Source organism: Streptomyces sp. PKU-EA00015 (assembly GCF_013387495.1).
Lineage (GTDB): Bacteria > Actinomycetota > Actinomycetes > Streptomycetales > Streptomycetaceae > Streptomyces.
In genome coordinates, this window is sequence record NZ_JABZEE010000002.1 from 262,889 (window position 1) to 287,015 (window position 24,127).

Here is a 24,127-nt window from a genome sequence, read left to right on the forward strand (position 1 = left end):
GGTACGACGCACATGTCCAAGCACACGCTCTCCGTCCTGGTGGAGAACACCCCCGGCATCCTGGCCAGGATCGCCGCCCTGTTCTCCCGCCGCGGCTTCAACATCGACTCGCTCGCCGTCGGTGTCACCGAGCACCCCGACATCTCCCGCATCACGATCGTGGTCAATGTCGAGGACCTGCCGCTGGAGCAGGTGACCAAGCAGCTCAACAAGCTCGTCAACGTCCTGAAGATCGTCGAGCTCGAGCCCGGCGGTGCCATCCAGCGCGAGCTCGTGCTCGTGAAGGTCCGCGCGGACAACGAGACCCGCTCGCAGATCGTCGAGATCGTCCAGCTGTTCCGCGCCAAGACCGTCGACGTCTCGCCGGAGGCCGTCACCATCGAGGCCACCGGTTCGAGTGACAAGCTGGAGGCGATGCTCAAGATGCTGGAGCAGTTCGGCATCAAGGAGCTCGTCCAGTCCGGCACGATCGCCATAGGGCGCGGCGCCCGGTCCATCACGGACCGTTCGCTGCGCGCCCTGGACCGTTCCGCCTGACGCACCTTCTCGCCTGGCGAGACCCGCAGACCTCCCCATCCCCTCCCGCCGTACGGTGGGACGCAACACCAGCACTCCAAGGAGAATCCCAGTGGCCGAGCTGTTCTACGACGACGACGCCGACCTGTCCATCATCCAGAACCGCAAGGTCGCTGTGATCGGCTACGGCAGCCAGGGCCACGCCCACGCGCTGTCGCTGCGTGACTCGGGTGTCGACGTCCGCGTCGGTCTGCACGAGGGCTCCAAGTCCAAGGCGAAGGCCGAGGAGCAGGGCCTGCGCGTGGTGACGCCCGCCGAGGCCGCCGCCGAGGCCGACGTCATCATGATCCTCGTCCCGGACCCGATCCAGGCCCAGGTCTACGAGGAGTCCATCGCTCCGAACCTGAAGGACGGCGACGCCCTGTTCTTCGGCCACGGCCTCAACGTCCGCTACGGCTTCATCAAGCCGCCGGCCGGTGTCGACGTCGCCATGGTCGCCCCCAAGGGCCCGGGCCACCTGGTCCGCCGCCAGTACGAGGAGGGCCGCGGCGTTCCCTGCATCGCCGCCGTCGAGCAGGACGCCACCGGCAAGGCCTTCGAGCTGGCGCTGTCGTACGCCAAGGGCATCGGCGGCACCCGCGCGGGCGTCATCAAGACGACCTTCAAGGAAGAGACCGAGACCGACCTGTTCGGCGAGCAGGCCGTCCTCTGCGGTGGCACCGCGGCGCTGGTCAAGGCGGGCTTCGAGACCCTGACCGAGGCCGGCTACCAGCCGGAGATCGCCTACTTCGAGTGCCTCCACGAGCTGAAGCTGATCGTGGACCTCATGTACGAGGGCGGCCTGGAGAAGATGCGCTGGTCGGTCTCCGAGACCGCCGAGTGGGGCGACTACGTCACCGGCCCGCGCATCATCACGGACGCCACCAAGGCCGAGATGAAGAAGGTCCTCGCCGAGATCCAGGACGGCACGTTCGCCAAGAACTGGATGGACGAGTACCACGGCGGTCTGAAGAAGTACAACGAGTACAAGACGCAGGACGAGAACCACCTGCTGGAGACGACCGGCAAGGAGCTGCGCAAGCTCATGAGCTGGGTCGACAACGACGAGGCGTGACCGTATGGGCGAGGGGGCCGGGCTCCGGCCCCCTCGCCTCCGCCACTTCGTCCAGCCACGGACGGGTGATCCTTCCACCGAGGCGCAAGACCCACCCTGGTGCACCACTACACTCATCACTACATACGCGTCAGGCCCACAGTGTCGTGCGTCTTCCACGCGGCTAGCCCCCTCCACCGCTGCGGCCGTCGGGACGGCCGTCTGCACCGGACATGTGAGGACTCACGTGAGCTCGAAACCTGTCGTACTCATCGCTGAAGAGCTGTCGCCCGCGACCGTCGACGCGCTCGGTCCGGACTTCGAGATCCGGCACTGCAACGGCGCCGACCGCGCGGAGCTCATCCCCGCCGTCGCCGATGTCGACGCGATCCTGGTCCGCTCGGCCACCAAGGTCGACGCCGAGGCCATCGCCGCCGCCAGGAAGCTGCGGGTCGTCGCCCGCGCCGGCGTGGGCCTGGACAACGTGGACGTCTCCGCCGCCACCAAGGCCGGCGTGATGGTCGTCAACGCCCCGACGTCCAACATCGTCACGGCCGCCGAGCTCGCCTGCGGTCTGATCGTCGCCACCGCGCGCAACATCCCCCAGGCCAACACCGCCCTGAAGAACGGCGAGTGGAAGCGCTCGAAGTACACGGGCGTCGAGCTCAGCGAGAAGACCCTCGGCGTCGTCGGCCTCGGCCGCATCGGCGTGCTGGTCGCCCAGCGCATGTCCGCCTTCGGCATGAAGATCGTCGCGTACGACCCCTACGTGCAGGCCGCGCGCGCGGCGCAGATGGGCGTCAAGCTCCTCACGCTCGACGAGCTGCTCGAGGTCTCCGACTTCATCACCGTCCACCTCCCCAAGACGCCCGAGACGCTCGGCCTGATCGGCAACGAGGCCCTGCACAAGGTCAAGCCGACGGTCCGGATCGTCAACGCGGCCCGCGGCGGCATCGTCGACGAGGAGGCGCTGTACTCGGCGCTGAAGGAGGGCCGGGTCGCCGGAGCGGGCCTCGACGTGTACGCCAAGGAGCCGTGCACCGACTCCCCGCTGTTCGAGCTCGACCAGGTCGTCTGCACCCCGCACCTCGGCGCGTCCACGGACGAGGCGCAGGAGAAGGCCGGCATCGCCGTCGCCCGTTCCGTGCGCCTCGCGCTCGCCGGTGAGCTCGTGCCGGACGCGGTCAACGTGCAGGGCGGTGTCATCGCCGAGGACGTGCGCCCGGGCCTGCCGCTCGCCGAGAAGCTCGGCCGCATCTTCACCGCGCTCGCGGGCGAGGTCGCGGTCCGTCTCGACGTCGAGGTCTACGGCGAGATCACCCAGCACGACGTCAAGGTGCTCGAACTGTCCGCGCTCAAGGGCGTGTTCGAGGACGTCGTCGACGAGACCGTGTCGTACGTCAACGCCCCGCTGTTCGCGCAGGAGCGCGGTGTCGAGGTCCGCCTGACGACGAGCTCCGAGTCCCCGGACCACCGCAACGTCGTCACCGTGCGCGGCACGCTCTCCGACGGCGAGGAGGTCGCGGTCTCCGGCACGCTGGCCGGCCCCAAGCACCTGCAGAAGATCGTCGCCGTCGGCGACTACGACGTGGACCTCGCGCTCGCGGACCACATGGTCGTCCTGCGGTACGAGGACCGTCCGGGCGTCGTCGGCACGGTCGGCCGCATCCTCGGCGAGGCGGGTCTGAACATCGCGGGCATGCAGGTCTCCCGCGCGGAGGAGGGCGGCGAGGCGCTCGTCGTCCTGACCGTGGACGACACCGTGCCGCAGGCCGTCCTCTCGGAGATCGCGGAGGAGATCGGCGCGACGTCGGCCCGTTCCGTGAACCTCACGGACTGACGCGTCCGCGCAACGTATGGGAAAGGGCCTGGGGGTTTCTCCCCGGGCCCTTTCGCGTACCCGCCGCTCCCGGGAACCGGGGCCTCGGCCCCGAACCCCGCGCCTCAGTGAAATCAGCCCGTCCGGCGTCCGAGGACACCGCGCGAAGCGCGGTGCGGGGTCCGGGACTTGCCCCGGTTTCGGGTAGGGGCGGGGTGGGGGAACAGCCCCCGGGCTACCGCGTCAGCGCCTCCGCCCGCGCCGCCGGCCCGCCGGGCAGCACGCGGCAGACGCGCCCGCGCAGCAGCACGACGGCCAGCACCGCCGCGGCGATCATCAGGGTGCCGCCCGCCACCGCCGTGACGTGCATCCCGTGCACGAACGCCTCCCGGGCCGCCTCCAGGAGCGACTGCCCGGGCCCGGCGGGCAGTCGGCCGGCGACCACGCTCGCGCCGCCGAGGGTCTCGCGGGCCGTGGCCAGTGCATCGCCCGTCAGCCCGGCAGGGGCCGTGTCGGCGAGCTCCCGGCGGTAGACCGCCGTTCCCACGCTGCCGAGGAGCGCCATGCCCAGCGCCCCGCCGAACTCCTGCCCTGTCTCCAGCAACGACGCCGCCGAGCCCGCCTTCTCCGGGGGCGCCGCGCCCAGTGCCATGTCGGAGACCACCGCCATCACCGTGACGATGCCGCAGCCCATGACGGCCGCGGCGGTCAGCAGAACCGCCAGTGAGTCGGTGCCGGTGAGCAGCAGGACCGCGAAGCCCGCCGCGCCGGTCGAGAACCCGGCGACGACGACCGGGGCGCGCCCGGCACGCTGGGCGGCGGCGCCGGCGGCCGGTGCGGCGACACCGACGGCGAGCGACGGCACGACGCTCCACAGCGCCGCCTCCATCGCGCCCATGCCGAGGACCGACTGCAGGTACTGGGTGGTGAAGTACGTCGCGCCCATCATGGCGAACATGGCGACGGTGTTGAGCACGATCCCCGACCCGAAGCCGCGCTCCCGGAACAGCACCCTGCTGATCATGGCGTCGTCACGGCCGCGCTGACGCCGCACGAAGACGTATCCGACGGCGAGGCCGGCCGTGACGGACAGGGCCGCGAGGGGGCTGTAGCCCTCGGCGGCGACCTCCTTGAGCCCGTAGACCACGGGCAGGACCGCGCCCATCGAGAGGGGCACGCTCAGCAGGTCGAACCGGCCGGGTGCCGGGTCCCTGAACTCCGGTACGAGCACCGGCACCAGGATCAGCAGGAGCACCATCGCGGGCACGTTGACCAGGAACACCGAGCCCCACCAGAAGTGGTCCAGCAGCACGCCGCCGAGGACCGAGCCGAGCGCGATGCCGCCGGCCATGGCGCCGGACCAGATGCCGATCGCCTTCGTGCGCTGGCCGTCGTCGCGGAACATGTTGCGCACCAGCGCCATCGTGGACGGCATCAGCGTCGCTCCGCCGATGCCGAGCAGTGCCCGCGCGGCGATGAGCATCTCGGCGCTCTGCGCGTACGCCGCGCCGACCGAGGCGACGCCGAAGGCCGTGGCCCCGATCAGCAGGAGCCTGCGGCGGCCGATGCGGTCGCCGAGCGAGCCCATGGTGATCAGGAGCCCGGCGAGGGCGAAGGCGTAGATGTCGAAGATCCACAGCTGCTGGGTGCTGCTCGGGTCGAGCCCGCGGCTGATCGCGGGGATGGCGAAGTAGAGGACGGAGACGTCCATCGAGACCAGCAGAAGCGGCAGCAGCAGGACCACGAAGGCCGTCCATTCGCGGCGGCCGGCACGGAGCGGTGAGGCGGTGGGATGCGTCATGCCTGGCAATGTACGCACGTATTAAACGTCTGTCTAGAACGACTGTTTAATACGTGCGTACGGTACGTCTGTATGGGACGTTTGTATGGATCGGGCGGTAGGGTGCCGGCATGGGACATCGAGAGGACCTGCTCGAAGGCGCCAAGCGCTGCCTGCTGGAGAAGGGCTTCGTGCGCACCACGGCGCGGGACATCGTCAAGGAGTCGGGGACCAACCTGGCGTCGATCGGGTACCACTACGGCTCGAAGGACGCCCTCCTCGCGCAGGCGTACGTCGCCCTGGTCGAAGGCGTCTCCGACGACTTCGACGCGGGGGAGCGTGCCACGACCGGGACGCGGCCGGGGTCGCTGGAGCGGTTCCAGGAGGTCTGGTCGAACGTGATCGGCACCATGCGGGGGCCTGACTCGCTGTGGCGGCTCAGCATGGAGATCGTGGTCATGGGCGACCAGTTGCCCGGGGTGCGCGACCACCTGGCCAGGGCCCAGCGCGAAGGCGCCCGCGGGATCATCCCGATGCTGATGGGCGGCGAGGAGTCCGACGTGGCCGAGGAGGACGTGGACACGCTCGGCAAGTTCTACATGACGCTGATGATGGGCCTGATCGCCCAGTGGACGTTCGACCCGCAGACGGCCACCCGCGCCGACGAACTCACCGAAGGGCTGCGGCGTGTGATGGACGCGGCCCGGAAGTCCTAGGGCCTCTCGTTTGGATCATGCCGGGCTCGCGGGCCCTGGCACGCACGCTCGCCGCGTTGTCGTCGGTCGCCATGGCTCCGCCATTGTCTCCCTCCTCCGCCTTGCGATCGCACGCACCAGACCCTCCCCCTACGCCCTGCGGGCGTGGGGGGACCCCCACTCACTGACGATCCGGCCTGATCCAAACGAAAGACCCTAGGCCCGGCCGCTCACAGCCGCGCGCCCTTCAGCGCCATGTGCAGCAGCAGCCGGTGCTCGCCGTCGTCCAGGTCCAGGCCGGTCAAGGCCTCCACGCGCGACAGGCGGTAGTAGAGCGTCTGCCGGTGGATGCCGAGGGCCGCGGCCGTGCGGCCCGCCTGGCCCGCACAGTCGAGGAACACCTCGGCGGTCCGGGCCAGTTCGGCGTGGGCGGGAGCGAACAGTTCCCGCACGGCCGGGTCGTCCGCCGCTCCCTCGGGCAGGGCCGTCAGCATCCGGTACGGGCCGAGGTCCGACCACCGGGCGACCGGGCCGAGCCCGGGCTCGGCCAGCACCGCCCGGGCGGCGGACGCGGCCTCCCGCCACGCCCCGTCGAGCTCGCCGAGCCCGCGCCGCGCCGCGGCCACACCGGCCGCGACGCCGGTTCCCGCCTCCGCCCCCGCCGGGCTGCGGCCCGAGGGCGGTCCCGCCGCCTCACGCAGCCGTGCGGCGACCGTCAGTGCGGGGGCCGCGTTGTCCGCCGAACGCAGCCGCACCAGCGCGGCGACGGCCCGGACGGCCGCCGGTCTCTCGCCCTCGCGGGGAGTCGCACCCGAGGCGGCACCCGCCCGCAGCGGCACCGTGCACAGCGCCGCGGCCCCGGGCAGTGCGCGGACCGACGGCGCGTCGTCCGCGGGCCACGGGGTCACGCACACCACGGCGTGCGTCCCGTCGGCGTCCGCGCCGAGAGCCGTGCGCAGCGCGGCCACCGCCATGTCGTACTGCCAGCCGCGCTCGGCGGCCAGCACCGCCCGCAGCTCACGCGACAGGTCGGCGCCCGCGCGCTCCTCGTCGGCCATGAGCGTGCCGATCCGCTCGGTCACCTCCATGGCCGCGGCGAGTTGTTCCACGGTCGGGCCCGGGTCGGCGTCGAGCAGCCACACGTACCCGAGGACGACGCCCCGGTGCCGCACCGGCAGGCAGAGGCGGTCACGGAAGACGCCCGCGTCCGGGGCGGCGGGGATGCGGACCGGTCCCGTCGCGCGGGCGATGCCGAAGCCCTCGAACCAGGCGCGCACCGCAGGCGTGGACTTCCTGGTCAGGATCGACCGAGTGCGCACCGGGTCGAGCGTGGTCTCGTCGAAGGCGCTGTCGCTGTCGTGGGCGCCGAAGGCGATCAGCCCGAAGTCCCGGTTCTCCAGCGTCGCCGGCACGGCGAGCAGCGCGGAGATCTCGTCGACCAGGTCCTGGTAATCGCCTTTCATTCCGCCATTCTCGCACCCTTCAGACATATGTCTGAGATCCGGGACACGGATGCGTGACAGCTGTCGATGGCCCCCGAACAGAGCGATCCTTAAGTTTCACGGTGGTTCTTCGTGCCGTTCCCGACACGTCCGCAAAGCGGTCGGCCTCGGCCCACTTCAACACCTGTTCCGTGGAGGTGCCCCGTGCTGGGTCCCGTGATCCTCGCCGCGTCGCGCAGCGACAAGATGCGCCGTTTCGTGTCGGCCGCCCCAGGGACGAAGCAGGTCGTCGCCCGGTTCATCGCCGGTGAGACCGTCGACCAGGTCATCCCGGTGGTCCGGGACGCCGCCGCGAAGGGCCTCGAGGTCACCCTCGACGTCGTCGGTGAGGACATCACCACCCCGGAGCAGGCGGCCGCCGCGCGCGACGCCTACCTGGAGCTCGTCGAGCACCTCGAGCCGCTGGACCTCGGCCCCCGTGCCGAGATGTCCGTCAAGCTGTCGATGTTCGGCCAGTCCCTGGAGGGAGGCCACGAGCTGGCCCTCGCCAACGTCCGTCCGGTCGTCGAGGCGGCCGCCGCGATCGGCACCACGGTCACGCTGGACGCGGAGGACCACACCACCCTCGACTCGATGTTCGCCGTCCACGAGGAGCTGCGGAAGGACTTCCCGCAGACCGGCTGCGTGATCCAGGCGTACCTCTTCCGCACCGAGGAGGACGCCCGGCGCCTGGCCGCGAACGGCAGCCGTGTCCGTCTGGTGAAGGGCGCGTACAAGGAGCCCGCCTCCGTCGCGATCCAGGACAAGGCCGAGATCGACAAGGCGTACGTCCGCATCCTCAGGATCCTGATGGAGGGCGACGGCTACCCGATGATCGGGTCGCACGACCCGCGTCTGATCGCGATCGGTCAGGAGCTCGCACGCAGCGCCGGGCGGAAACTGGACGAGTACGAGTTCCAGATGCTGTACGGGATCCGCACCGACGAGCACGTCCGCCTCGCCGCCGAAGGACACCGGATGCGCGTCTACACCGCATACGGCACCGACTGGTACGGCTACTTCATGCGCCGCCTTGCGGAGAAGCCCGCCAACCTCCTGTTCTTCGTGCGCTCGATGATCACCAAGAACTGAACCGGGCACAGACCCCCAGAACCGATTCCAGGGCCGAGCCCCTCCCCACCCTCGCAAAGGAGTCACGGAACTCATGGACGCTGTCACCCAGGTCCCCGCACCGGTCAACGAGCCGGTGCACGGCTACGCCCCCGGTTCCGCCGAGCGCGCCCGCCTCGAGGCCAAGCTCAAGGAGCTGGCCGAGAACCCGATCGAGCTGCCGATGACCATCGGCGGCGTCAAGCGGATGGGCGGCGGCGAGCGGGTCGACGTCGTGCAGCCGCACAACCACAAGGCCGTCATCGGCACTTTCGCCAGTGCCACCCAGCAGGACGCGCAGGACGCGATCGACGCCGCGCTCGCCGCCGCCCCGGCCTGGCGCGCGATGTCCTTCGACGACCGCGCCGCGATCATCCTGCGCGCCGCCGAGCTGCTGGCCGGCCCCTGGCGCGAGACCCTGGCCGCCTCCACCATGCTCGGCCAGTCCAAGACCGCCCAGCAGGCCGAGATCGACACCCCCTGCGAGCTCGTCGACTTCTGGCGCTTCAACGTCAAGTACGCCCGCGACCTGCTCGCCGAGCAGCCCCCGGCCAACTCGCCGGGCGTGTGGAACCGCCTCGACCACCGCCCGCTCGAGGGCTTCGTCTACGCGATCACGCCGTTCAACTTCACGGCCATCGCGGGCAACCTGCCGACGGCGCCCGCGCTGATGGGCAACGTCGTCGTCTGGAAGCCGTCCCCGACCCAGACCCACGCCGCCGTGCTGCTGATGCAGCTGCTGGAGGAGGCCGGTCTGCCGAAGGGCGTCATCAACCTGGTGACGGGCGACGGCATCGCGGTCTCCGAGGTGGCGCTGAACCACCCGATGCTCGCCGGTATCCACTTCACCGGCTCGACCAGGACCTTCCAGCACCTGTGGAAGACGGTCGGCAACAACATCGAGAAGTACCGCTCCTACCCGCGCATCGTCGGCGAGACGGGCGGCAAGGACTTCGTCGTCGCGCACCCGAGCGCCGACCGCGCGGTGCTGAAGACCGCGCTGACCCGCGGCTCGTTCGAGTTCCAGGGCCAGAAGTGTTCCGCTTCCTCGCGTGCCTACATCCCGGCCTCCATCTGGAACTCCGGCTTCAAGGAAGAGTTCGCCGCCGAGGTCGACGGCATCAAGATGGGTGACGTCACCGACCTGACGAACTTCATCGGCGCCGTGATCGACGAGCGTGCCTTCGCCAAGAACAAGGCCGCGATCGACCGCGCCAAGTCCGACCCGGCCTGCACGATCGTCGCGGGCGGCAGCTACGACGACTCGGTCGGCTACTTCGTCCGTCCGACGGTCATCGCGTGCACGGACCCCGAGAACGAGGTCTTCACGACCGAGTACTTCGGCCCCATCCTCGCCGTCCACGTCTACGAGGACGACCGGTACGACGCCATGCTGGAGCAGATGGAGTCGGTGTCGGACTACGCGCTGACCGGCGCGGTCATCGCGAACGACCGCGCCGCCGCCGCGCACACGATGGAGAAGCTGCGGTACGCCGCGGGCAACTTCTACATCAACGACAAGTCGACCGGCGCCGTCGTCGGCCAGCAGCCCTTCGGCGGCGGCCGCGCCTCCGGCACCAACGACAAGGCCGGGGCCCCGCAGAACCTGATGCGCTGGACGCTGACCCGCGCGATCAAGGAGACGCTGGTCCCGCCGACCGACTACTCCTACCCGCACATGGGCTGACGCCCGGCGCCCCTAGGACACCGCCCCCCTCCTGGCCCCCCGAGCCAGGACGGGGGCGGTTCTCATGTCCTCACGCTCCTGGTCAGGAAGTCGTCCGGGTCCGAAGCCGAGGTGGTCGGGGGCGACGAGCCGGTAGCGGTCCCCGAGCAGCGGGAACAGGTCGCGAGGGGGTGGCCGGACGGGCGGGAACCGCCGCCTCGTGAGGGCGTGCTGTACGAGACTGGGGGTCATGACCGACCGAGTGACGGACCTGCCCGACCTGCTGCACACCGCGCACACGTATCAGCTCCCGCCGGCCGTGCTCGGCGAGATCAGGGCGATGCTGGACACCGCGTTCGACGGCGACTTCGGCGACGAGGACTGGGCGCACGGCCTCGGCGGCATGCACGCCTTCGTCCGCGACCGGCACGGCATCGCCGCGCACGGGAGCCTGATCATGCGCAGGGCGCTGCACGCGGGCCGTTCGTACCGCGTCGGCTACGTCGAGGCCGTCGCGGTCCGGGCCGACCGCCGACGGCAAGGGCTCGGCGGGCAGGTGATGGCGGCACTGGAGGCCGTGATCGACGGGGCGTACGACCTGGGCGCGCTGTCCGCCTCGGACGACGGCGCCGGGCTCTACCGGGCCCGCGGCTGGCGGCTGTGGCGGGGGCGGATCGAGACGCTCGGCCCCGCCGGACCCGAGCACCTCCCGGACGAGGAGGACTCCGCCTACCTCCGCCCGGCAGGCGCCGCCCCGCTGCCCGAACCGGCCGCGGGCGCGCTCGTCTTCGACTGGCGGGACGGCGACGTGCTCTGACAGCGGCCGCACGCTACGGCGGCGTGCTCCGACGGTGTCTCCCCGCTACGGCGCCGTGGCCGCCATGCCCGACCGGCCGACGAGCATCTTCCCCGTGTTCTCGCCGCGCAGCATCCCGAGAAACGCCTCCACGATCCGCTCGAAGCCCTCGACCACCGTCACGTCGGCGGTGACGGCGCCGCTCCGCAGGTGCGGGACGAGGAAGTCCTCGAACTCGCCCTGCAGCAAGGTGTGTTTGCGCACCAGGACACCTTCCAGGCGCAGCGCCTTGCCCACCACGTCGAAGAGGTTGCGGGGCGCGGGCGGCGGCTCGGCCGTGTTGTACTGCGCGATCGCGCCGACCCACGCGATCCGGCCCGACTCGCGCAACGAGGCGATCGCGCCCTCCAGGTGGCCGCCTCCCACGTTGTCCACGTACGCGTCGATGCCGGTCGGCGCCGCCTTCGCCAGCAACTCGGCCACCGGTCCGTCGTGGTAGTCGAACGCCGCGTCGTATCCGACCCGTTCGGTCAGGTACCTGACCTTCTCCGCGGACCCCGCACTCCCTACGATCCGGCCGGCGCCGAGCAGTCGGGCGATGCGGCCCGCCGCCGTGCCGACCCCGCCCGCGGCGGCCGAGACGAACAGGTCCTCGCCCGCCTGCAGACGCAGCGTGCGGGTCAGCGCCGCGTACGCGGTCAGCCCCGTGCCGCCCAGGATGCTCAAGTACGCGAAGAGCGGGACGCCTTGGTGCTCCCGGAGCCTGCGGGCGCCGTCGGCGCCGGCCGTCACCAGTGCGTGGGTGCGCCATCCCGCCCGGTGGAAGACGAGGTCGCCCTCGGCCAGGCCGTCGTCCCGGGACGCCATGACCCGGCCTATGGTCCGCCCCTCCAGCGGGCTGTTCAGCGCCCATCCGCCGTCCATCTCCTCGCGGTGGTACGGGTCCACGGACCAGTACAGGTTCTCGACCAGTGCCTGACCGGGCCCCGGGGAGGGCACGGGCGCCTCGGTGAAGGCGAAATCGGACGCGGCGGGGAAGCCGGTCGGACGGGCGATCTGGTGCACGGCGAGCGCGGTGTGAGTCGTCATGATCGTGACGGTAGTCAGGATCGCCCCGGCCCGGCAGGGGGCGCTTCGGCCGTCGCCCCGGTCGTCGGTCATGAGGATCCCCCTCCCATGGGGGAAGGCGGTGGCATCTCAGATAGTAGGAAGTCCGAGTAATTGTGGAGACAGGAGAGCGTGGCTGGCCTAACTTTGTAGGAGCCGAACGTCTCGCTCGATCCAGCGAATGGCGGCCGGAGTCCGTGCCCGAGGCAGGCAACCCCTGCGGCACCGCTCCCCGCCCCTTCCGGCGCCTTCGAAATCTCTTCTGATTCCAAGGAGTCGATCATCATGCCCGCTGAGACCGTCCGCCGCGTCCGTCACTCCTCCCGCATGAGCGAAGCGGACCGCAAGAACGCCGCCGCCGCCCTGCAGCGCGCCCTTGACCGCCGCGACAACGGCGGCTCGACCGGTCACTGATCCGCCGAGGACCCCGTGCCGACACGCGCGTCCACATGGCGGACGCGGCGTGTCAATGAATGGGACGGGGAGTAGGGTGCCGACATGTCTCGCAGCATCAATCTCGCAGTAGTCCCCGGTGACGGCATCGGCCAGGAGGTCGTGGCGCAGGGCCTGAAAGTCCTTGCCGCCGTCCTCCCGCAGGATGTGAAGCTGGAGACCAAGGAGTACGACCTCGGCGCCAGCCGCTGGCACCGCACGGGGGAGACCCTCCCCGACGCGGAGCTCGACTCCCTCAAGGGCCACGACGCGATCCTTCTCGGCGCCATCGGCGACCCGTCGGTGCCGTCCGGCGTGCTGGAGCGCGGCCTGCTGCTGAAGCTGCGGTTCGCCTTCGACCACTACGTCAACCTGCGCCCGTCGAAGCTCTTCCCGAACACCGCGACCCCGCTCGCCGGCCGTCCGGATATCGACTTCGTCGTCGTCCGCGAAGGCACCGAGGGCCCGTACACGGGCAACGGCGGCTCCCTGCGCACCGGCACGGAGCACGAGGTCGCGACCGAGGTCAGCCTCAACACGGCGTTCGGCGTGGAGCGCGTCGTCCGCGACGCCTACGAGCGGGCCAAGGCCCGCCCCCGCAAGAAGCTGACGCTCGTCCACAAGAACAACGTCCTCGTGTACGCGGGCCACATGTGGAAGAACATCTTCGACAAGGTCGGCCAGGAGTACCCCGAGGTCACGACCGACTACCTGCACGTCGACGCCGCGACGATCTTCTTCGTCACCCAGCCGGAGCGCTTCGACGTCATCGTCACCGACAACCTCTTCGGCGACATCATCACCGACCTCGCCGCTGCCGTGACCGGTGGCATCGGCCTGGCGGCCTCCGGCAACATCAACCCGACGGGCGCGTTCCCGTCGATGTTCGAGCCCGTCCACGGCTCGGCGCCCGACATCGCGGGCACCGGCAAGGCGGACCCGACGGCCGCCATCCTGTCCGTCGCCCTGCTCCTGCGACACCTGGGCTACGAGACCGAGGCCGTCCGGATCGAGGACGCGGTCGCCGCCGACCTGGCGGAGCGCACCCCCGAGGCCGTCCGCACGACGGACCAGATCGGCGACGCGCTCGCGGTACGAGTAGCGAGCTGACCCGCCGGACCGACTTTCCGGGGGTGTCCCCCGGACCCCCCAGAAGCCGCCGGGTCGCTTTCCCACAGCGCCCGGCGGCTTTTCCTGTGCGGCCACCGGGTGTCACCATCGAACCCTGGGCCGCACCCACGCCTCCCTGACCGGTCACCCGCGCGCGATAATCGGGCGTGGGCCGTGTCGGCCGGCAATGCTCGGACGTCCAAGCAGTCGGCGTGAAGCGCGGTCCGCCACTGACAACCGGTGAAGGACACTGCACTCATGACGACGCCCACGATCGAGCTCAAGCCCTCCTCGCATCCGCTGTCCGACGCGGAGCGTGAGGCGATCCTGGCCAACCCCGGATTCGGCCGGCACTTCACCGATCACATGGTGACGATCAAGTGGACCGAGGGCCGCGGCTGGCACGACGCCGAGCTCGTCCCGTACGCGCCGCTGTCGATCGACCCGGCCAACATGACCCTGCACTACGCGCAGGAGATCTTCGAGGGGCTCAAGGCCTACCGCCGCCCGGACGGCTCGGTCGTCACCTTCCGCCCCGAGGCCAACGCCCGGCGCTTCCAGGCATCGGCCCGCCGTCTGGCCATGCCCGAGCTGCCCGTGGACCTGTTCATCGCCGCCTGCGACGCGCTCGTCGAGCAGGACAAGGCGTGGGTGCCCGCGCACGGCGGCGAGGAGTCGCTCTACCTGCGTCCCTTCATGATCGCGACTGAGGTCGGGCTCGGCGTGCGCCCGGCCAACGAGTACCTCTTCCTCGTCATCGCCTCGCCCGCCGGCGCGTACTTCCCCGGCGGCGTCAAGCCCGTCTCGATCTGGCTCTCCGAGAACCGCGTCCGCGCCGTCCCCGGCGGCATGGGCGACGCGAAGACGGGCGGCAACTACGCGGCTTCCCTGCTCGCCCAGGCCGAGGCGGCCGCCAAGGGCTGCGACCAGGTCGCCTACCTCGACGCCGTCGAGCACAAGTGGGTCGAGGAACTGGGCGGAATGAACCTGTACTTCGTGTACGGCGACCGCATCGTCACGCCCGAGCTCACCGGTTCGCTGCTCGCGGGCATCACGCGTGACTCGCTCCTCCAGCTGGCCAAGGACCTCGGCTACACCTCGGAGGAGGGCCGCGTCTCGATCGACCAGTGGCGGGCCGACACCGAGAACGGCACCCTCACGGAGGTCTTCGCCTGCGGCACCGCCGCGGTCATCACCCCGGTCGGCCGGGTGAAGTCCGCGGGCGGCGAGTGGACGCAGTCCGGCGGCGAGCCGGGCGAGGTCACGATGAAGCTCCGCGAGGCGCTGCTGGACATCCAGACCGGCAGGGCCGAGGACGTCCACGGCTGGACCCACCAGCTCGGCTGAACCGGCTCAGGCCCCGGGCCCCGCACCCTGCACCGCAGGCTGCGGGGCCTGCTGAGTACGGGCGCCGAGTGCCGCGTAGGAGACCCCGCCCACCAGTCCGGACAGGATGAAGCTGCAGTCGACGCCGCCGGTCAGGGCCAGCAGCGGGCCCTCGTAGACGGGGGTGGACACGGCCGCCAGACCCACGACCGCACCCAGCGCCCAGGACGCCGTGGCGCGCGGGTGCCAGCCGGCGCGGAACCAGTACGCGCCGCCGCGCGCACGGCGGTTGTAGACCTGCAGTGCCTCCGCGTCGTACGCGCCGCCCAGGCGGACGTGGGCCATCAGTGTGATGACCGCCCAGGGCGTGCCGATCGCCGTCAGCAGCAGCACGAACGACGTCATCGCGGACTGCGCGTCCCACACGAAGTGGCCGGCGAAGACGAATCCGGTCGCCACGACGGCGACGACGAGCGTGGCCCGGGTGCGCGTCGCCTTCGGCAGGATCGCGTCGAGGTCGAGGCCCATCGAGTACAGCATCAGGCCGGCGTTGCCGACCGAACCGGCCGCCGCGGCGACCAGCAGCGGGATCACGTACCAGGCGGGGGAGGCGGCGACCAGCGGGCCGGCGTAGTCCAGCCCGGCGCGGGCGGCCAGCGCCGTGTACGTGCCGAAGAGCTGCGGCACGAGGAGGCCGGCCGTCAGACCCAGACAGGTCGCCCGCAGGACCTGACGCGGGCTGTGCCGCTCGGGCGAGATGTAGCGGGTGTAGTCGCCGAGCAGCGTGATGAAGGCGATGGGACCGCTCAGACCTGCGGCGACGGCGGACAGCAGCCAGGTCGGCCAGAACGAGCCGAGCAGGTACGGGGTGTCCGGCGGGGCGGCGGTGGTCAGATCGGGCGCGTACGCGATGAGGCCGAGCAGCAGCAGCACCGTCATACCGACCGCGAGAATCCGGCTCAGCCGCAGCAGCAGCCGGTAGCCGTAGACCGCACCGACCACCGTGCAGGCGGCGAGCAGCGCGTAGACCACGGAGTGCGCGACGCCGCCGGTGGGCACGCCCGCGATGCGGGCCAGCGTGCCGAGCATCACGTCCCCGCCGATCCACAGGGTCAGTGCCGTGTAGCCGAGCGAGAGCAGCAGGCCGACGACCGAGCCGACGAGACGGCCGCGCACGCCGAAGGCCGCACCGCTGGATGTCGACAGATTGGTCGCGGTCCGCAGGGAGATGAGCGCGAGCGGGGCGGTGACGGCGACGCCCACGACGGTGCCCGCCACCACGGAGGTGACCGCGGGCCACAGGCCGAGGCCGAAGGAGACCGGCAGCCAGCCGAACACGATCACCCCCAGGCAGAGGTTGGACCCCAGCAGGATCGATAGGAGATCCCTGGGAGTGCTGGTGCGCTCCGACTCGGGAATCGTGTCGACTCCGCGCTGCTCCACCGGCATGAGGTGCCCCTGTCGCTCGATGTTTGAGTGGTGCTCTAATTGAGTGGTGCTCAATGTGAGCGATACCGAGGTGTAAGTCAATGGTTCCGTTCGATGGCATGGGCTTGTTAGAGTGACACTCAAATCTGGAGGTGTGGTGACGTGAGACTGACCCCGACCGAGCGCGACCGGCTGCTGCTGTTCGGCGCCGCCGAACTGGCGCGGGCCCGCCGCGCCCGCGGGCTGCGGCTCAACGTTCCGGAGGCGACCGCGCTCATCGCCGACACCGTCTGCGAGGCCGCCCGCGACGGGCGCCGGCTCGCGGAGGCGATCGAGGCGGCCCGCTCGGTGCTCGGCCCCGACGACGTCCTCCCCGGCGTCGCGGACGTCGTCACCGAGGTCCACGTCGAGGCCGTCTTCGAGGACGGCTCACGCCTCGCCGTCGTCTCCGACCCCATCGGGGGCGGCGGGTCCGGAGCGGACGCGCCCGGTGCGCTGCTGCCCGGCCCGGCGTACGACGAGCCCGAGCCGGCACTGCGGCTGACCGTCCGCAACACCGCGACCGTGCCCGTCAGCGTCACCTCGCACTTCCACTTCTTCGAGGCGAACCCGCGCCTGCGGTTCGACCGGGCCGCCGCCTACGGCATGCGGCTCGCCGTCCCCGCCGGCTCGTCGGTCCGCTTCGACCCGGGCGGCGAGGCCGAAGTGGGGCTGGTGCCCATCGGCGGCGACCGCATCGCCATCGGCTTCGCGGGCCTGGTCGACGGCCCGCTGGACGCGCCCGGCGCGAAGGAGGAGGCCCTGCGGCGCGCGGCGGCCTGCGGCTACCTGGGATCGGAGGCCCACTGATGGACCCCTACGAATACGCGTCCGTGCACGGGCCGCGCGCCGGGGACCGGGTCGTCCTCGGCGATTCGGGACTGGTCGTGCGCGTCGAGTCGGACGCCCAGAAGCCCGGCGACGAGTTCCTGGCCGGCTTCGGCAAGACCGCCCGCGACGGGCTGCACCTCAAGGCTGCGGCCGTACGCGAGACCTGCGACGTCGTGGTGAGCAACGTGCTCGTGATCGACGCCGTGCAGGGCATCCGCAAGGTCTCCATCGGCATCCGCGAGGGCCGGATCCACGCGATCGGCCGGGCCGGCAACCCGGACACCCTCGACGGCGTGGACGTCGTCGTCGGCACCGGCACGTCGATCGTCTCCGGCGAGGGGCTGATCGCGACCGCGGGCGCCGTCGACACCCACGTCCACCTGCTCTCCCCGCGGATCATGGAGGCCTCGCTCGCCTCCGGCGTCACGACCGTCATCGGCCAGGAGTTCGGCCCGGTGTGGGGCGTGGGCGTCAACTCTCCATGGGCGCTGAAGCACGCGTTCAACGCCTTCGACGCCTGGCCCGTCAACATCGGCTTCCTCGGCCGTGGTTCCTCCTCCGATCCCGCCCCGCTCGTCGAGGCTCTCGCGGAGGGCGGCGCGTCCGGTTTCAAGGTCCACGAGGACATGGGCGCCCACACCCGGGCGCTCGACACCGCCCTGCGCGTGGCGGAGGAGCACGACGTCCAGGTCGCCCTGCACAGCGACGGCCTGAACGAGTGCCTGTCCGTCGAGGACACGCTGCGCGTCCTGGAGGGCCGTACGATCCACGCCTTCCACATCGAGGGATGCGGCGGCGGGCACGTGCCCAACGTCCTCAAGATGGCGGGCGTGCCGAACGTCATCGGCTCCTCCACCAACCCCACCCTGCCCTTCGGCCGGGACGCGGTCGCCGAGCACTACGGCATGATCGTCTCCGTCCACGACCTGAAGACCGACCTGCCCGGCGACGCGGCGATGGCCCGCGACCGGATCCGGGCCGGGACGATGGGCGCGGAGGACGTCCTGCACGACCTCGGCGCGATCGGCATCACGTCGTCCGACGCGCAGGGCATGGGCCGTGCGGGCGAGACCGTGCGCCGCACCTTCGCCATGGCCGGGAAGATGAAGGCCGAGCTGGGGCCCATGGAGGGCGACGGCGCGCACGACGACAACGCGCGCGTCCTGCGCTACATGGCCAAGCTGACCATCAACCCCGCGATCGCCCACGGCCTCGCGCACGAGATCGGCTCCATCGAGGTCGGCAAGATGGCCGACATCGTGCTGTGGCGGCCGGAGTTCTTCGGCGCGAAGCCGCAGCTCGTGCTGAAGTCGGGCTTCCCCGCCTACGGCGTCGTCGGCGACCCCAATGCCGCCACCGACACGTGCGAACCGCTCGTGCTCGGGCCCCAGTTCGGCGCGTACGGGGCCACCCCCGCCGACATCTCGGTCGCGTTCGTCGCCCAGGCGGCCGTCGACCTCGGCGCCGACCGCATGCCGACCCGCCGGCGCCGCGTCGCCGTGCGCGGCACCCGCGGTATCGGCCCCGGCGACCTGCTCCTCAACTCCCGTGTCGGAGACGTCTGTGTGGACGGCAGGACCGGGCTGGTCACGCTCGACGGTGACCCGATCCGCTCCGAGCCCGCGGAGTCCGTCTCCCTCAACCGCCTCTACTTCCTTTAGGACGTGACGTGACCTTCCGCATGCCGGCCGAATGGGCCCCGCACGAGCGCACCTGGATGGCCTGGCCCGGCCCCAACCCCACGTTCGCCGACGACGGCGAGCTGGCCGAGGCCCGCGCCGCCTGGGCCGCGGTGGCCCGCGCCGTACGCCGCTTCGAACCGGTCACCGTGATCGCGGGCACCGGCCACTCGGCCTCGGCCCGTGACCTGCTCAGCCCGGACATCGAGGTCGTCGAACGGGACCTGGACGACGCGTGGATGCGCGACATCGGCCCCACCTTCGTCACCGACGGAAGCCGACTGGCCGCGGTGGACTGGGTGTTCAACGGCTGGGGCGCGGCGGACTGGGCCCGGTGGGAGCACGACTCCAAGATCGCCCGTCATGTCGCCGACCTCGCGGACGTACCCGTCCACGCCTCCCCACTGGTCAACGAGGGCGGCGCGATCCACGTCGACGGCGAGGGCACGGTCCTCCTCACGGACACCGTCCAGCTCGGGCCCGAGCGCAACCCCGGCTGGACCCGGCAGCAGGTGGAGAACGAGATCCACGCCCGTCTCGGCACGACGAAGGCGATCTGGCTGCCGCGCGGCCTCACCGGCGACTACGGCATGTACGGCACCCGCGGCCACGTCGACATCGTCGCCGCGTTCGCCGGTCCCGGTGTCGTCGTCACCCACACCCAGCCCGACCCGGCCCACCCCGACCACGAGATCTGCAAGGCGAACGTCGAGCTCCTGAAGTCGCAGACCGACGCCAGGGGCCGCCGGATCGAGGTCGTCGAGGTCCCGGCGCCGACGGTGCTGCGCGACGAGGACGGCGAGTGGGTCGACTACTCGTACATCAATCACTACGTCTGCAACGGCGGCGTGGTGCTGTGCGCCTTCGACGACCCGCGGGACGAGATCGCGGCGGGCATCTTCCGCCGGCTCTACCCGGACCGTACGGTCACGCTCGTGGACGCGCGGACGATCTTCGCGGGCGGCGGCGGCATCCACTGCATCACGCAGCAGCAGCCGCAGGTATGCGTCTGACCTGCGACCTGCGGTTTTGACCTGCGGAAACGCGGATTTAGTTAGCCCTAGTTGGTTGGAGCTAGCTCACGTTCACCTTGATCATCTCCCATTCGTCTCCCATTCCTCCAGTCGGACTGAGGGTGGCAAGCTTTGGGGACCAGGGCGGGGGTGTACCTGGGGAGGTGCGACCGCCCCCGCCCTGGCCGTTCTGCTCAACGAGCAAGTCCCGCATGAGGCGCGACAACTCGTTGTCTAGGTAGACCGCCCGCCCTCCGGGGGTGCTCGAAGGGCGGGCGGCCGTCGGCGACGCGAGCCGGTCATCGGCGCGTCGGTCGGTGACCAGCTCGGTACTCATTGAAGCGGCTTCTGGCATATGCCGAAAGGTTCAGAGCCCAAGTGGTTCGAACTTGTGTTCCTATTCACCTGGTGTTTTCAAGATCGAAATTAGCCTCAAAGTAGCTGCTGACTTAAGATCACCGACGGTCGAGCGTTTGTCGAGTGCTCGCCGACCAACCGCAATGGATCTCTACCGCCCGTCAAGCGCTAGGTCGGCGCATCGCGGGGGCCCGCGTAGACGCCAGCCTCACCCAGGAGAAGCTCGCCGAGCGGGCCGGCATCGACCGCTCCACCATTCAGCGGATCGAGCTGGGTCAGAACGATGCACGATTCAGCCACCTTCTCCTCATCGCTTCCGCCCTGGAGCTGCCGCTTCGCGAGCTCATTCCCGAAGGCTGTGAGGCTGCCGGTCGGGGGGATTGACCGGCAGCTCACCCAGATCGCATGCCCGGACTGATGGTCGCTACACCGAGCGGGATCGAGGGGGAGGGGTGAGCCGTTCACACCCGGTGTGAACCGGCCGACTAAGCTCCGCTCGTGGCGATCGAACTGAACGACGAGCTGCTTGAGCTGGAGCGTGCGGCGTGGGCCGAGATCCAGGCCGGCACGCTGTCGGTGGGTACGGCGGAGGCGGTGCTGGCTGCGGTGGCTGCGCACGCTGAGGCGACGGGACAGGACCGGCTGGCGGTGGAGATGGAGCTGAAGCGGCGCGTCAGGCACCCGGAGGGCTAGGGCTACGGCCGCCAGTCGTCCCGGTAGTCGGGGTGGTCGGCGTAGACCTCGGCGAGGTTGCGGAGGACGTCGCGGGCGAACTCCTTGGACTCCTCGTGGTGCCACCCGACGATGATGCCTTCACAGTCTTCAATGATCCGCCGCTTGGCGTCGACTTCGGCGACGACGCGGGCCGGATGAATGTCCTGGAGGTAGGCATCGAAGGCCTCGTGGCGGTCGATCCAGGACTTGTAGCCCTCGGCGTCACCCGAGCAAAGCACGGTCCCGTCAGTCCCGACTAGCGCGTCGGACTCGGGGTCGTCGAAGGTTTTCCACTGCCACGGACCGTCCGGCAGTGCACGCACCCGCGCCTCCACCTCGTCGAGGCGGGCCCGCAGGAACTTCACCAGGTCGTCAGTCACGGCCCCTCCTGAATGCGTCCCGCCCGTCGGGCGCTGTCCCCGGTGGGGTCCGACGGGCGGCTTCGAGTGCGCCGCAGCCATCGGCGCGAATGGGATGCCCCAGTGTCTCAGGTGCCGCTGACAGTGCCGGGCTGCTGCGGCCAGGCCGCCAGCTCCTTGCCGTCTATCTGGTCGGTGAGGGTGACGCGGACCCCGCTTCTGCTGCCACGCTCGCCGATCCAGCTCAGGAACTTGCGGTCCGCGGTTGCCCGGTCCGCCCACCATCCGCGCATCACTGGCCGGCCGTCGACGGTGAGGACGAGGTGGTAGCGCTGCAGGTCAGGGTCGGGCATGCCCCCAGGATGGCAGGCGGGACCGACAGCCGTAGACTCGAACACATGTCCGAGCCTGTGTCTGAGCTGTCCCGTCTCCAGAAGCTGCGCATCGTGGAGCAGTACCAGGCCTACCAGCTCGAGCGCACCCGGGCCACGATCAGCGAGCTGGAGGCCGCGGAAGCAGCGGCGCTGAAGCGGGAGCGCGCCGCCCGCGAAGGGAACTCGTGGAAAGTCGAGCCGTCCCGGGCAAAGGCCGACGACTACGCGATCCTCCACCGCGGCGGCTGCCACATGTACAAGCACCCCATGGGCTGGCTCAGCCGCGACGAAGCGCTCATCGCGCTCGAGCTACCCGACATCAAGCCCTGCGAAATCTGCCGGCCCGAAACCGGGCTTGGGGTGCCCGGGTAGGAGGCTGGGTAAGACACCCCTCGGTCTCGCAAGGAGGTCTGAGGATGGCAGGCAACTGCCCGAAGTGCGGCGCGCCGCTCACCGGCGCGGGCTCGTGTCCGCAGCAATGCGGCGGGGCCAATACGCCCGATCCCCCGACGACGATAGGTTCCGAGGATGGACGAGAAGGCAGCGACAGCGACCCGCGGCCCGGAGATCACGCGCACTGAGTGCAAGCGCTGCGGCACCCAGATCCGTGGCGTCAACGGCCGCTACGCCTGCTCGAAGTGCGGCTGGGTCAACCACTGGTCCGAGGGGCACAACGAGCTGCCCACCGCGCAGGAGGACGCCGACTACCCCGGCCAGTAGCAGCACGAACGCCCGCCGTCCCGAGAAGGGGTGGCGGGGCCGTTTCGTGCGTTCGGGGGGCGCGTCAAGGCCATGTGCAGGATCTGCATGCGGCTCCTCCAGATGCGATCGTCCGCCACCCGAGTGACCCTGGTGAACGTCCCTGCCCCCACACACCAGGGAGACACGTGATGATCAAGATGCTGCATGACAAGGGCTTCCGCAGCGAGCACGCCTACACCGCAGCCTTCATGTCCATCGGCCTGTCCATCGCCACCTGGGCCCTATCCCTCAACGCCGAGCCCGGCGCCGGCATCGCCCGTGCCGACCGGTGGGGCATCTTCATCGGCGAATGGGCACCCACATTCTTCGGCCTCGGGCTGGCGCTCTCCCACTACGAGCAGCAGGACGGCACCCTCACCGCCAGCGTGCGCGACATCCGCGCGGCGAAGGAGCGGCAGCAGGAAGCCATGTAGGACAAACGCCCGCCCTCGGTGAGGGGCGGGCGCGCCCCGCCTCCGTGTGGAGGCGGGGCGCAGGCTTATGCTCGGCTCGTCAGGACGCCTTGCGCTTGTCCCAGAGGTCAGCGATGAGGTCGAGCCCATTCGAGGTGGCGTAGGCGGTCGGGAACGTCCAGCCGTTCGCCATCTCCATCTTCACGACGAAGAGGCCGGAGTCCTGGTGCGGCTTGCGCGGAAGGTTCCGAGCACCGCCCCGCTGAGACACCTGCCGCCGGAACACGTTGATCTCGACGAGCCAGGCGGTGAGGACCTTCACGTCGACGCCGAAGAGGTCGGCAGTCTCGCGCATGCCGATCAGTCCGTCGGCGGCGAGGAACTTGTCCCACTTGCCGGCCTTCGGCGCGGCGACCTCCAGCTCGGCCTTGATCTTCTGCTCGCGCTCGAGGGCGAGGACGTACTGGCGGGCCATGTCCAGCTCGGACATCGGCTTGGTGGTTGCGAGCTCTGCTTTGCGGGTCTGCTCCGTGAAGTACACCTGCGCGGCGGCGACCTGCGGCTTGTTCGGGTCGCCGTTCATGGCGACCAGGTAGCAAGCCTGGCGGCTGAGCCGGAAGTCGCTCCTGGTTCGACCGCCAGTCCCTTGTTCGGTGAACGCCGAAAAAGCCTGGTCAGAGTAGGTGCCGGTGTTCTCCGAGGAGCGGATGGCCCGAGCGATCACGGTGTTGGAGAAGTCCTCCCACCGTGCGTATCCCATCAGCGGCATCAGCTCTCGTGCCGACCACCACTCGCCTGCGTGGTCCTCGCGGCGGATGGCATCGAAGGAACTCGCCCCTTGGTGGTTGCCATCTGCTGCTGACACGATAGTGTCTCTAGCGGACAAGGTTCTCTCCTTGAACTCATGGCCCTCGGCGGGTGCCACCGCGCGGGGGCTGTTCCATGTGCGGCCGTGTGGCTCGCGACACTGGGCTGAAGCTTACGTGCTGTTACCGCCACTTGGGGTGCGACAGTGGTCAACTCGTGCGCGCGCGACACAATTTGGTGCAGGCCCGGCACGGTCGCTTCTCGCACGAACGCCCGCCCCTCTATGAGCCGGCGAATCCCGGGTGTCACGGTTTCCCAGTAACAGACGAGCATCCGCGGAAGCTCCCTACACCGGGCATCGGCCACTGTTCAGCTGCTCCCCCGGGTTGGCACGAGGGGCTGACAAAGGGCAGGGGCTGGCCGGCTGGGGAGCGATAGACT

At 70.4% G+C, this 24,127-nt stretch carries 25 protein-coding genes; 18 read left to right on the forward strand and 7 right to left on the reverse strand.

Going from position 1 to position 24,127, the window contains the following annotated elements:
* The first annotated feature begins 12 nt into the window (after nt 1-12).
* From ilvN to serA, 3 genes are all read left to right on the forward strand, one after another.
* Entirely contained in the window at nt 13-537 is a 525-nt protein-coding gene (ilvN, locus tag HW130_RS02780; RefSeq protein WP_005311534.1) for an acetolactate synthase small subunit, read from the forward strand.
* Between the two features lie 91 nt (nt 538-628).
* Nucleotides 629-1,630 (forward strand): ketol-acid reductoisomerase, encoded by a 1,002-nt coding sequence (gene ilvC, locus HW130_RS02785; RefSeq protein ID WP_177147726.1) that lies wholly within the window; start codon nt 629-631, stop codon nt 1,628-1,630.
* Between the two features lie 226 nt (nt 1,631-1,856).
* Complete coding sequence (serA, locus tag HW130_RS02790) at nt 1,857-3,449, forward strand: phosphoglycerate dehydrogenase (protein WP_177147727.1); 1,593 nt, start codon at nt 1,857-1,859, stop codon at nt 3,447-3,449.
* Between the two features lie 214 nt (nt 3,450-3,663).
* Here the strand turns inward: serA and HW130_RS02795 are convergent, their stop codons facing one another.
* Nucleotides 3,664-5,229 (reverse strand): MFS transporter, encoded by a 1,566-nt coding sequence (locus tag HW130_RS02795; protein WP_177147728.1) that lies wholly within the window; start codon nt 5,227-5,229, stop codon nt 3,664-3,666.
* 110 nt (nt 5,230-5,339) lie between these two features.
* On the opposite strand from HW130_RS02795, the gene HW130_RS02800 reads away from it, so the two are divergent.
* On the forward strand, nt 5,340-5,924 hold the full coding sequence (locus tag HW130_RS02800; protein WP_177147729.1) for a TetR/AcrR family transcriptional regulator: 585 nt from the start codon (nt 5,340-5,342) through the stop codon (nt 5,922-5,924).
* A 209-nt stretch (nt 5,925-6,133) separates the two neighbouring features.
* Here HW130_RS02800 and HW130_RS02805 read toward each other — a convergent pair whose 3' ends face one another.
* Nucleotides 6,134-7,366 (reverse strand): CdaR family transcriptional regulator, encoded by a 1,233-nt coding sequence (locus tag HW130_RS02805; protein WP_177147730.1) that lies wholly within the window; start codon nt 7,364-7,366, stop codon nt 6,134-6,136.
* A gap of 183 nt (nt 7,367-7,549) precedes the next feature.
* Here HW130_RS02805 and HW130_RS02810 point away from each other — a divergent pair, with 183 nt between their 5' ends.
* The 3 genes from HW130_RS02810 to HW130_RS02820 all read left to right on the forward strand — a co-directional run bounded on the left by HW130_RS02810 (nt 7,550) and on the right by HW130_RS02820 (nt 10,977).
* Nucleotides 7,550-8,476: a proline dehydrogenase family protein gene (locus HW130_RS02810; RefSeq protein WP_177147731.1), complete on the forward strand. Its 927-nt coding sequence runs from the start codon at nt 7,550-7,552 to the stop codon at nt 8,474-8,476.
* A 73-nt stretch (nt 8,477-8,549) separates the two neighbouring features.
* The gene (pruA, locus tag HW130_RS02815; RefSeq protein ID WP_177147732.1) at nt 8,550-10,181 is read left to right on the forward strand and encodes an L-glutamate gamma-semialdehyde dehydrogenase; all 1,632 of its coding nucleotides are present in this window, start codon (nt 8,550-8,552) and stop codon (nt 10,179-10,181) included.
* Nucleotides 10,182-10,410: 229 nt separating this feature from the next.
* Entirely contained in the window at nt 10,411-10,977 is a 567-nt protein-coding gene (locus HW130_RS02820) for a GNAT family N-acetyltransferase (RefSeq protein ID WP_177147733.1), read from the forward strand.
* A 45-nt stretch (nt 10,978-11,022) separates the two neighbouring features.
* On the opposite strand, the gene HW130_RS02825 is transcribed toward HW130_RS02820, so the two are convergent.
* Nucleotides 11,023-12,048 (reverse strand): NADP-dependent oxidoreductase, encoded by a 1,026-nt coding sequence (locus HW130_RS02825; RefSeq protein WP_375256502.1) that lies wholly within the window; start codon nt 12,046-12,048, stop codon nt 11,023-11,025.
* A 300-nt stretch (nt 12,049-12,348) separates the two neighbouring features.
* Between HW130_RS02825 and HW130_RS35590 the strand changes: the two genes are divergently transcribed.
* The 3 genes from HW130_RS35590 (at nt 12,349) to HW130_RS02835 (ending at nt 14,952) form a co-directional block, all read left to right on the forward strand.
* Entirely contained in the window at nt 12,349-12,477 is a 129-nt protein-coding gene (locus tag HW130_RS35590) for a hypothetical protein (RefSeq protein WP_256355792.1), read from the forward strand.
* 84 nt (nt 12,478-12,561) lie between these two features.
* Nucleotides 12,562-13,605: a 3-isopropylmalate dehydrogenase gene (locus HW130_RS02830; RefSeq protein ID WP_177147735.1), complete on the forward strand. Its 1,044-nt coding sequence runs from the start codon at nt 12,562-12,564 to the stop codon at nt 13,603-13,605.
* Nucleotides 13,606-13,863: 258 nt separating this feature from the next.
* Nucleotides 13,864-14,952, forward strand: coding sequence for a branched-chain amino acid aminotransferase (locus HW130_RS02835; protein WP_177147736.1), 1,089 nt, complete (start codon nt 13,864-13,866; stop codon nt 14,950-14,952).
* Nucleotides 14,953-14,958: 6 nt separating this feature from the next.
* Here HW130_RS02835 and HW130_RS02840 read toward each other — a convergent pair whose 3' ends face one another.
* Nucleotides 14,959-16,380 carry a cytosine permease gene (locus HW130_RS02840; protein WP_177147737.1) on the reverse strand — a complete coding sequence of 474 codons (1,422 nt, stop codon included), beginning with the start codon at nt 16,378-16,380 and terminating at the stop codon, nt 14,959-14,961.
* 141 nt (nt 16,381-16,521) lie between these two features.
* Between HW130_RS02840 and ureA the strand changes: the two genes are divergently transcribed.
* The 5 genes from ureA (at nt 16,522) to HW130_RS02865 (ending at nt 20,971) form a co-directional block, all read left to right on the forward strand.
* Nucleotides 16,522-17,208, forward strand: coding sequence for an urease subunit gamma (gene ureA, locus HW130_RS02845; RefSeq protein WP_177147738.1), 687 nt, complete (start codon nt 16,522-16,524; stop codon nt 17,206-17,208).
* Entirely contained in the window at nt 17,208-18,890 is a 1,683-nt protein-coding gene (locus HW130_RS02850) for an urease subunit alpha (RefSeq protein WP_177147739.1), read from the forward strand. The genes ureA and HW130_RS02850 overlap by 1 nt, the downstream gene beginning before the upstream one ends.
* 8 nt (nt 18,891-18,898) lie before the next feature.
* Nucleotides 18,899-19,921: an agmatine/peptidylarginine deiminase gene (locus HW130_RS02855; RefSeq protein WP_177147740.1), complete on the forward strand. Its 1,023-nt coding sequence runs from the start codon at nt 18,899-18,901 to the stop codon at nt 19,919-19,921.
* Between the two features lie 480 nt (nt 19,922-20,401).
* A complete protein-coding gene (locus HW130_RS02860) occupies nt 20,402-20,662 on the forward strand; it encodes a helix-turn-helix domain-containing protein (RefSeq protein ID WP_177147741.1) in 261 nt (86 codons plus the stop codon).
* Between the two features lie 114 nt (nt 20,663-20,776).
* Nucleotides 20,777-20,971: a hypothetical protein gene (locus tag HW130_RS02865; protein ID WP_177147742.1), complete on the forward strand. Its 195-nt coding sequence runs from the start codon at nt 20,777-20,779 to the stop codon at nt 20,969-20,971.
* A gap of 2 nt (nt 20,972-20,973) precedes the next feature.
* Here the strand turns inward: HW130_RS02865 and HW130_RS02870 are convergent, their stop codons facing one another.
* Nucleotides 20,974-21,372 (reverse strand): DUF6221 family protein, encoded by a 399-nt coding sequence (locus tag HW130_RS02870; protein ID WP_177147743.1) that lies wholly within the window; start codon nt 21,370-21,372, stop codon nt 20,974-20,976.
* Nucleotides 21,373-21,479: 107 nt separating this feature from the next.
* On the reverse strand, nt 21,480-21,704 hold the full coding sequence (locus tag HW130_RS02875; protein ID WP_177147744.1) for a hypothetical protein: 225 nt from the start codon (nt 21,702-21,704) through the stop codon (nt 21,480-21,482).
* A 45-nt stretch (nt 21,705-21,749) separates the two neighbouring features.
* On the opposite strand from HW130_RS02875, the gene HW130_RS02880 reads away from it, so the two are divergent.
* The 3 genes from HW130_RS02880 (at nt 21,750) to HW130_RS02890 (ending at nt 22,900) form a co-directional block, all read left to right on the forward strand.
* Nucleotides 21,750-22,097, forward strand: coding sequence for a DUF6233 domain-containing protein (locus HW130_RS02880; RefSeq protein ID WP_177147745.1), 348 nt, complete (start codon nt 21,750-21,752; stop codon nt 22,095-22,097).
* Between the two features lie 156 nt (nt 22,098-22,253).
* Nucleotides 22,254-22,445: a hypothetical protein gene (locus HW130_RS02885; RefSeq protein ID WP_177147746.1), complete on the forward strand. Its 192-nt coding sequence runs from the start codon at nt 22,254-22,256 to the stop codon at nt 22,443-22,445.
* A gap of 170 nt (nt 22,446-22,615) precedes the next feature.
* Nucleotides 22,616-22,900 carry a hypothetical protein gene (locus HW130_RS02890; RefSeq protein ID WP_218183037.1) on the forward strand — a complete coding sequence of 95 codons (285 nt, stop codon included), beginning with the start codon at nt 22,616-22,618 and terminating at the stop codon, nt 22,898-22,900.
* A 79-nt stretch (nt 22,901-22,979) separates the two neighbouring features.
* Here HW130_RS02890 and HW130_RS36635 read toward each other — a convergent pair whose 3' ends face one another.
* Nucleotides 22,980-23,744: a phage antirepressor KilAC domain-containing protein gene (locus HW130_RS36635; RefSeq protein ID WP_177147748.1), complete on the reverse strand. Its 765-nt coding sequence runs from the start codon at nt 23,742-23,744 to the stop codon at nt 22,980-22,982.
* Nucleotides 23,745-24,127: the final 383 nt, after the last annotated feature.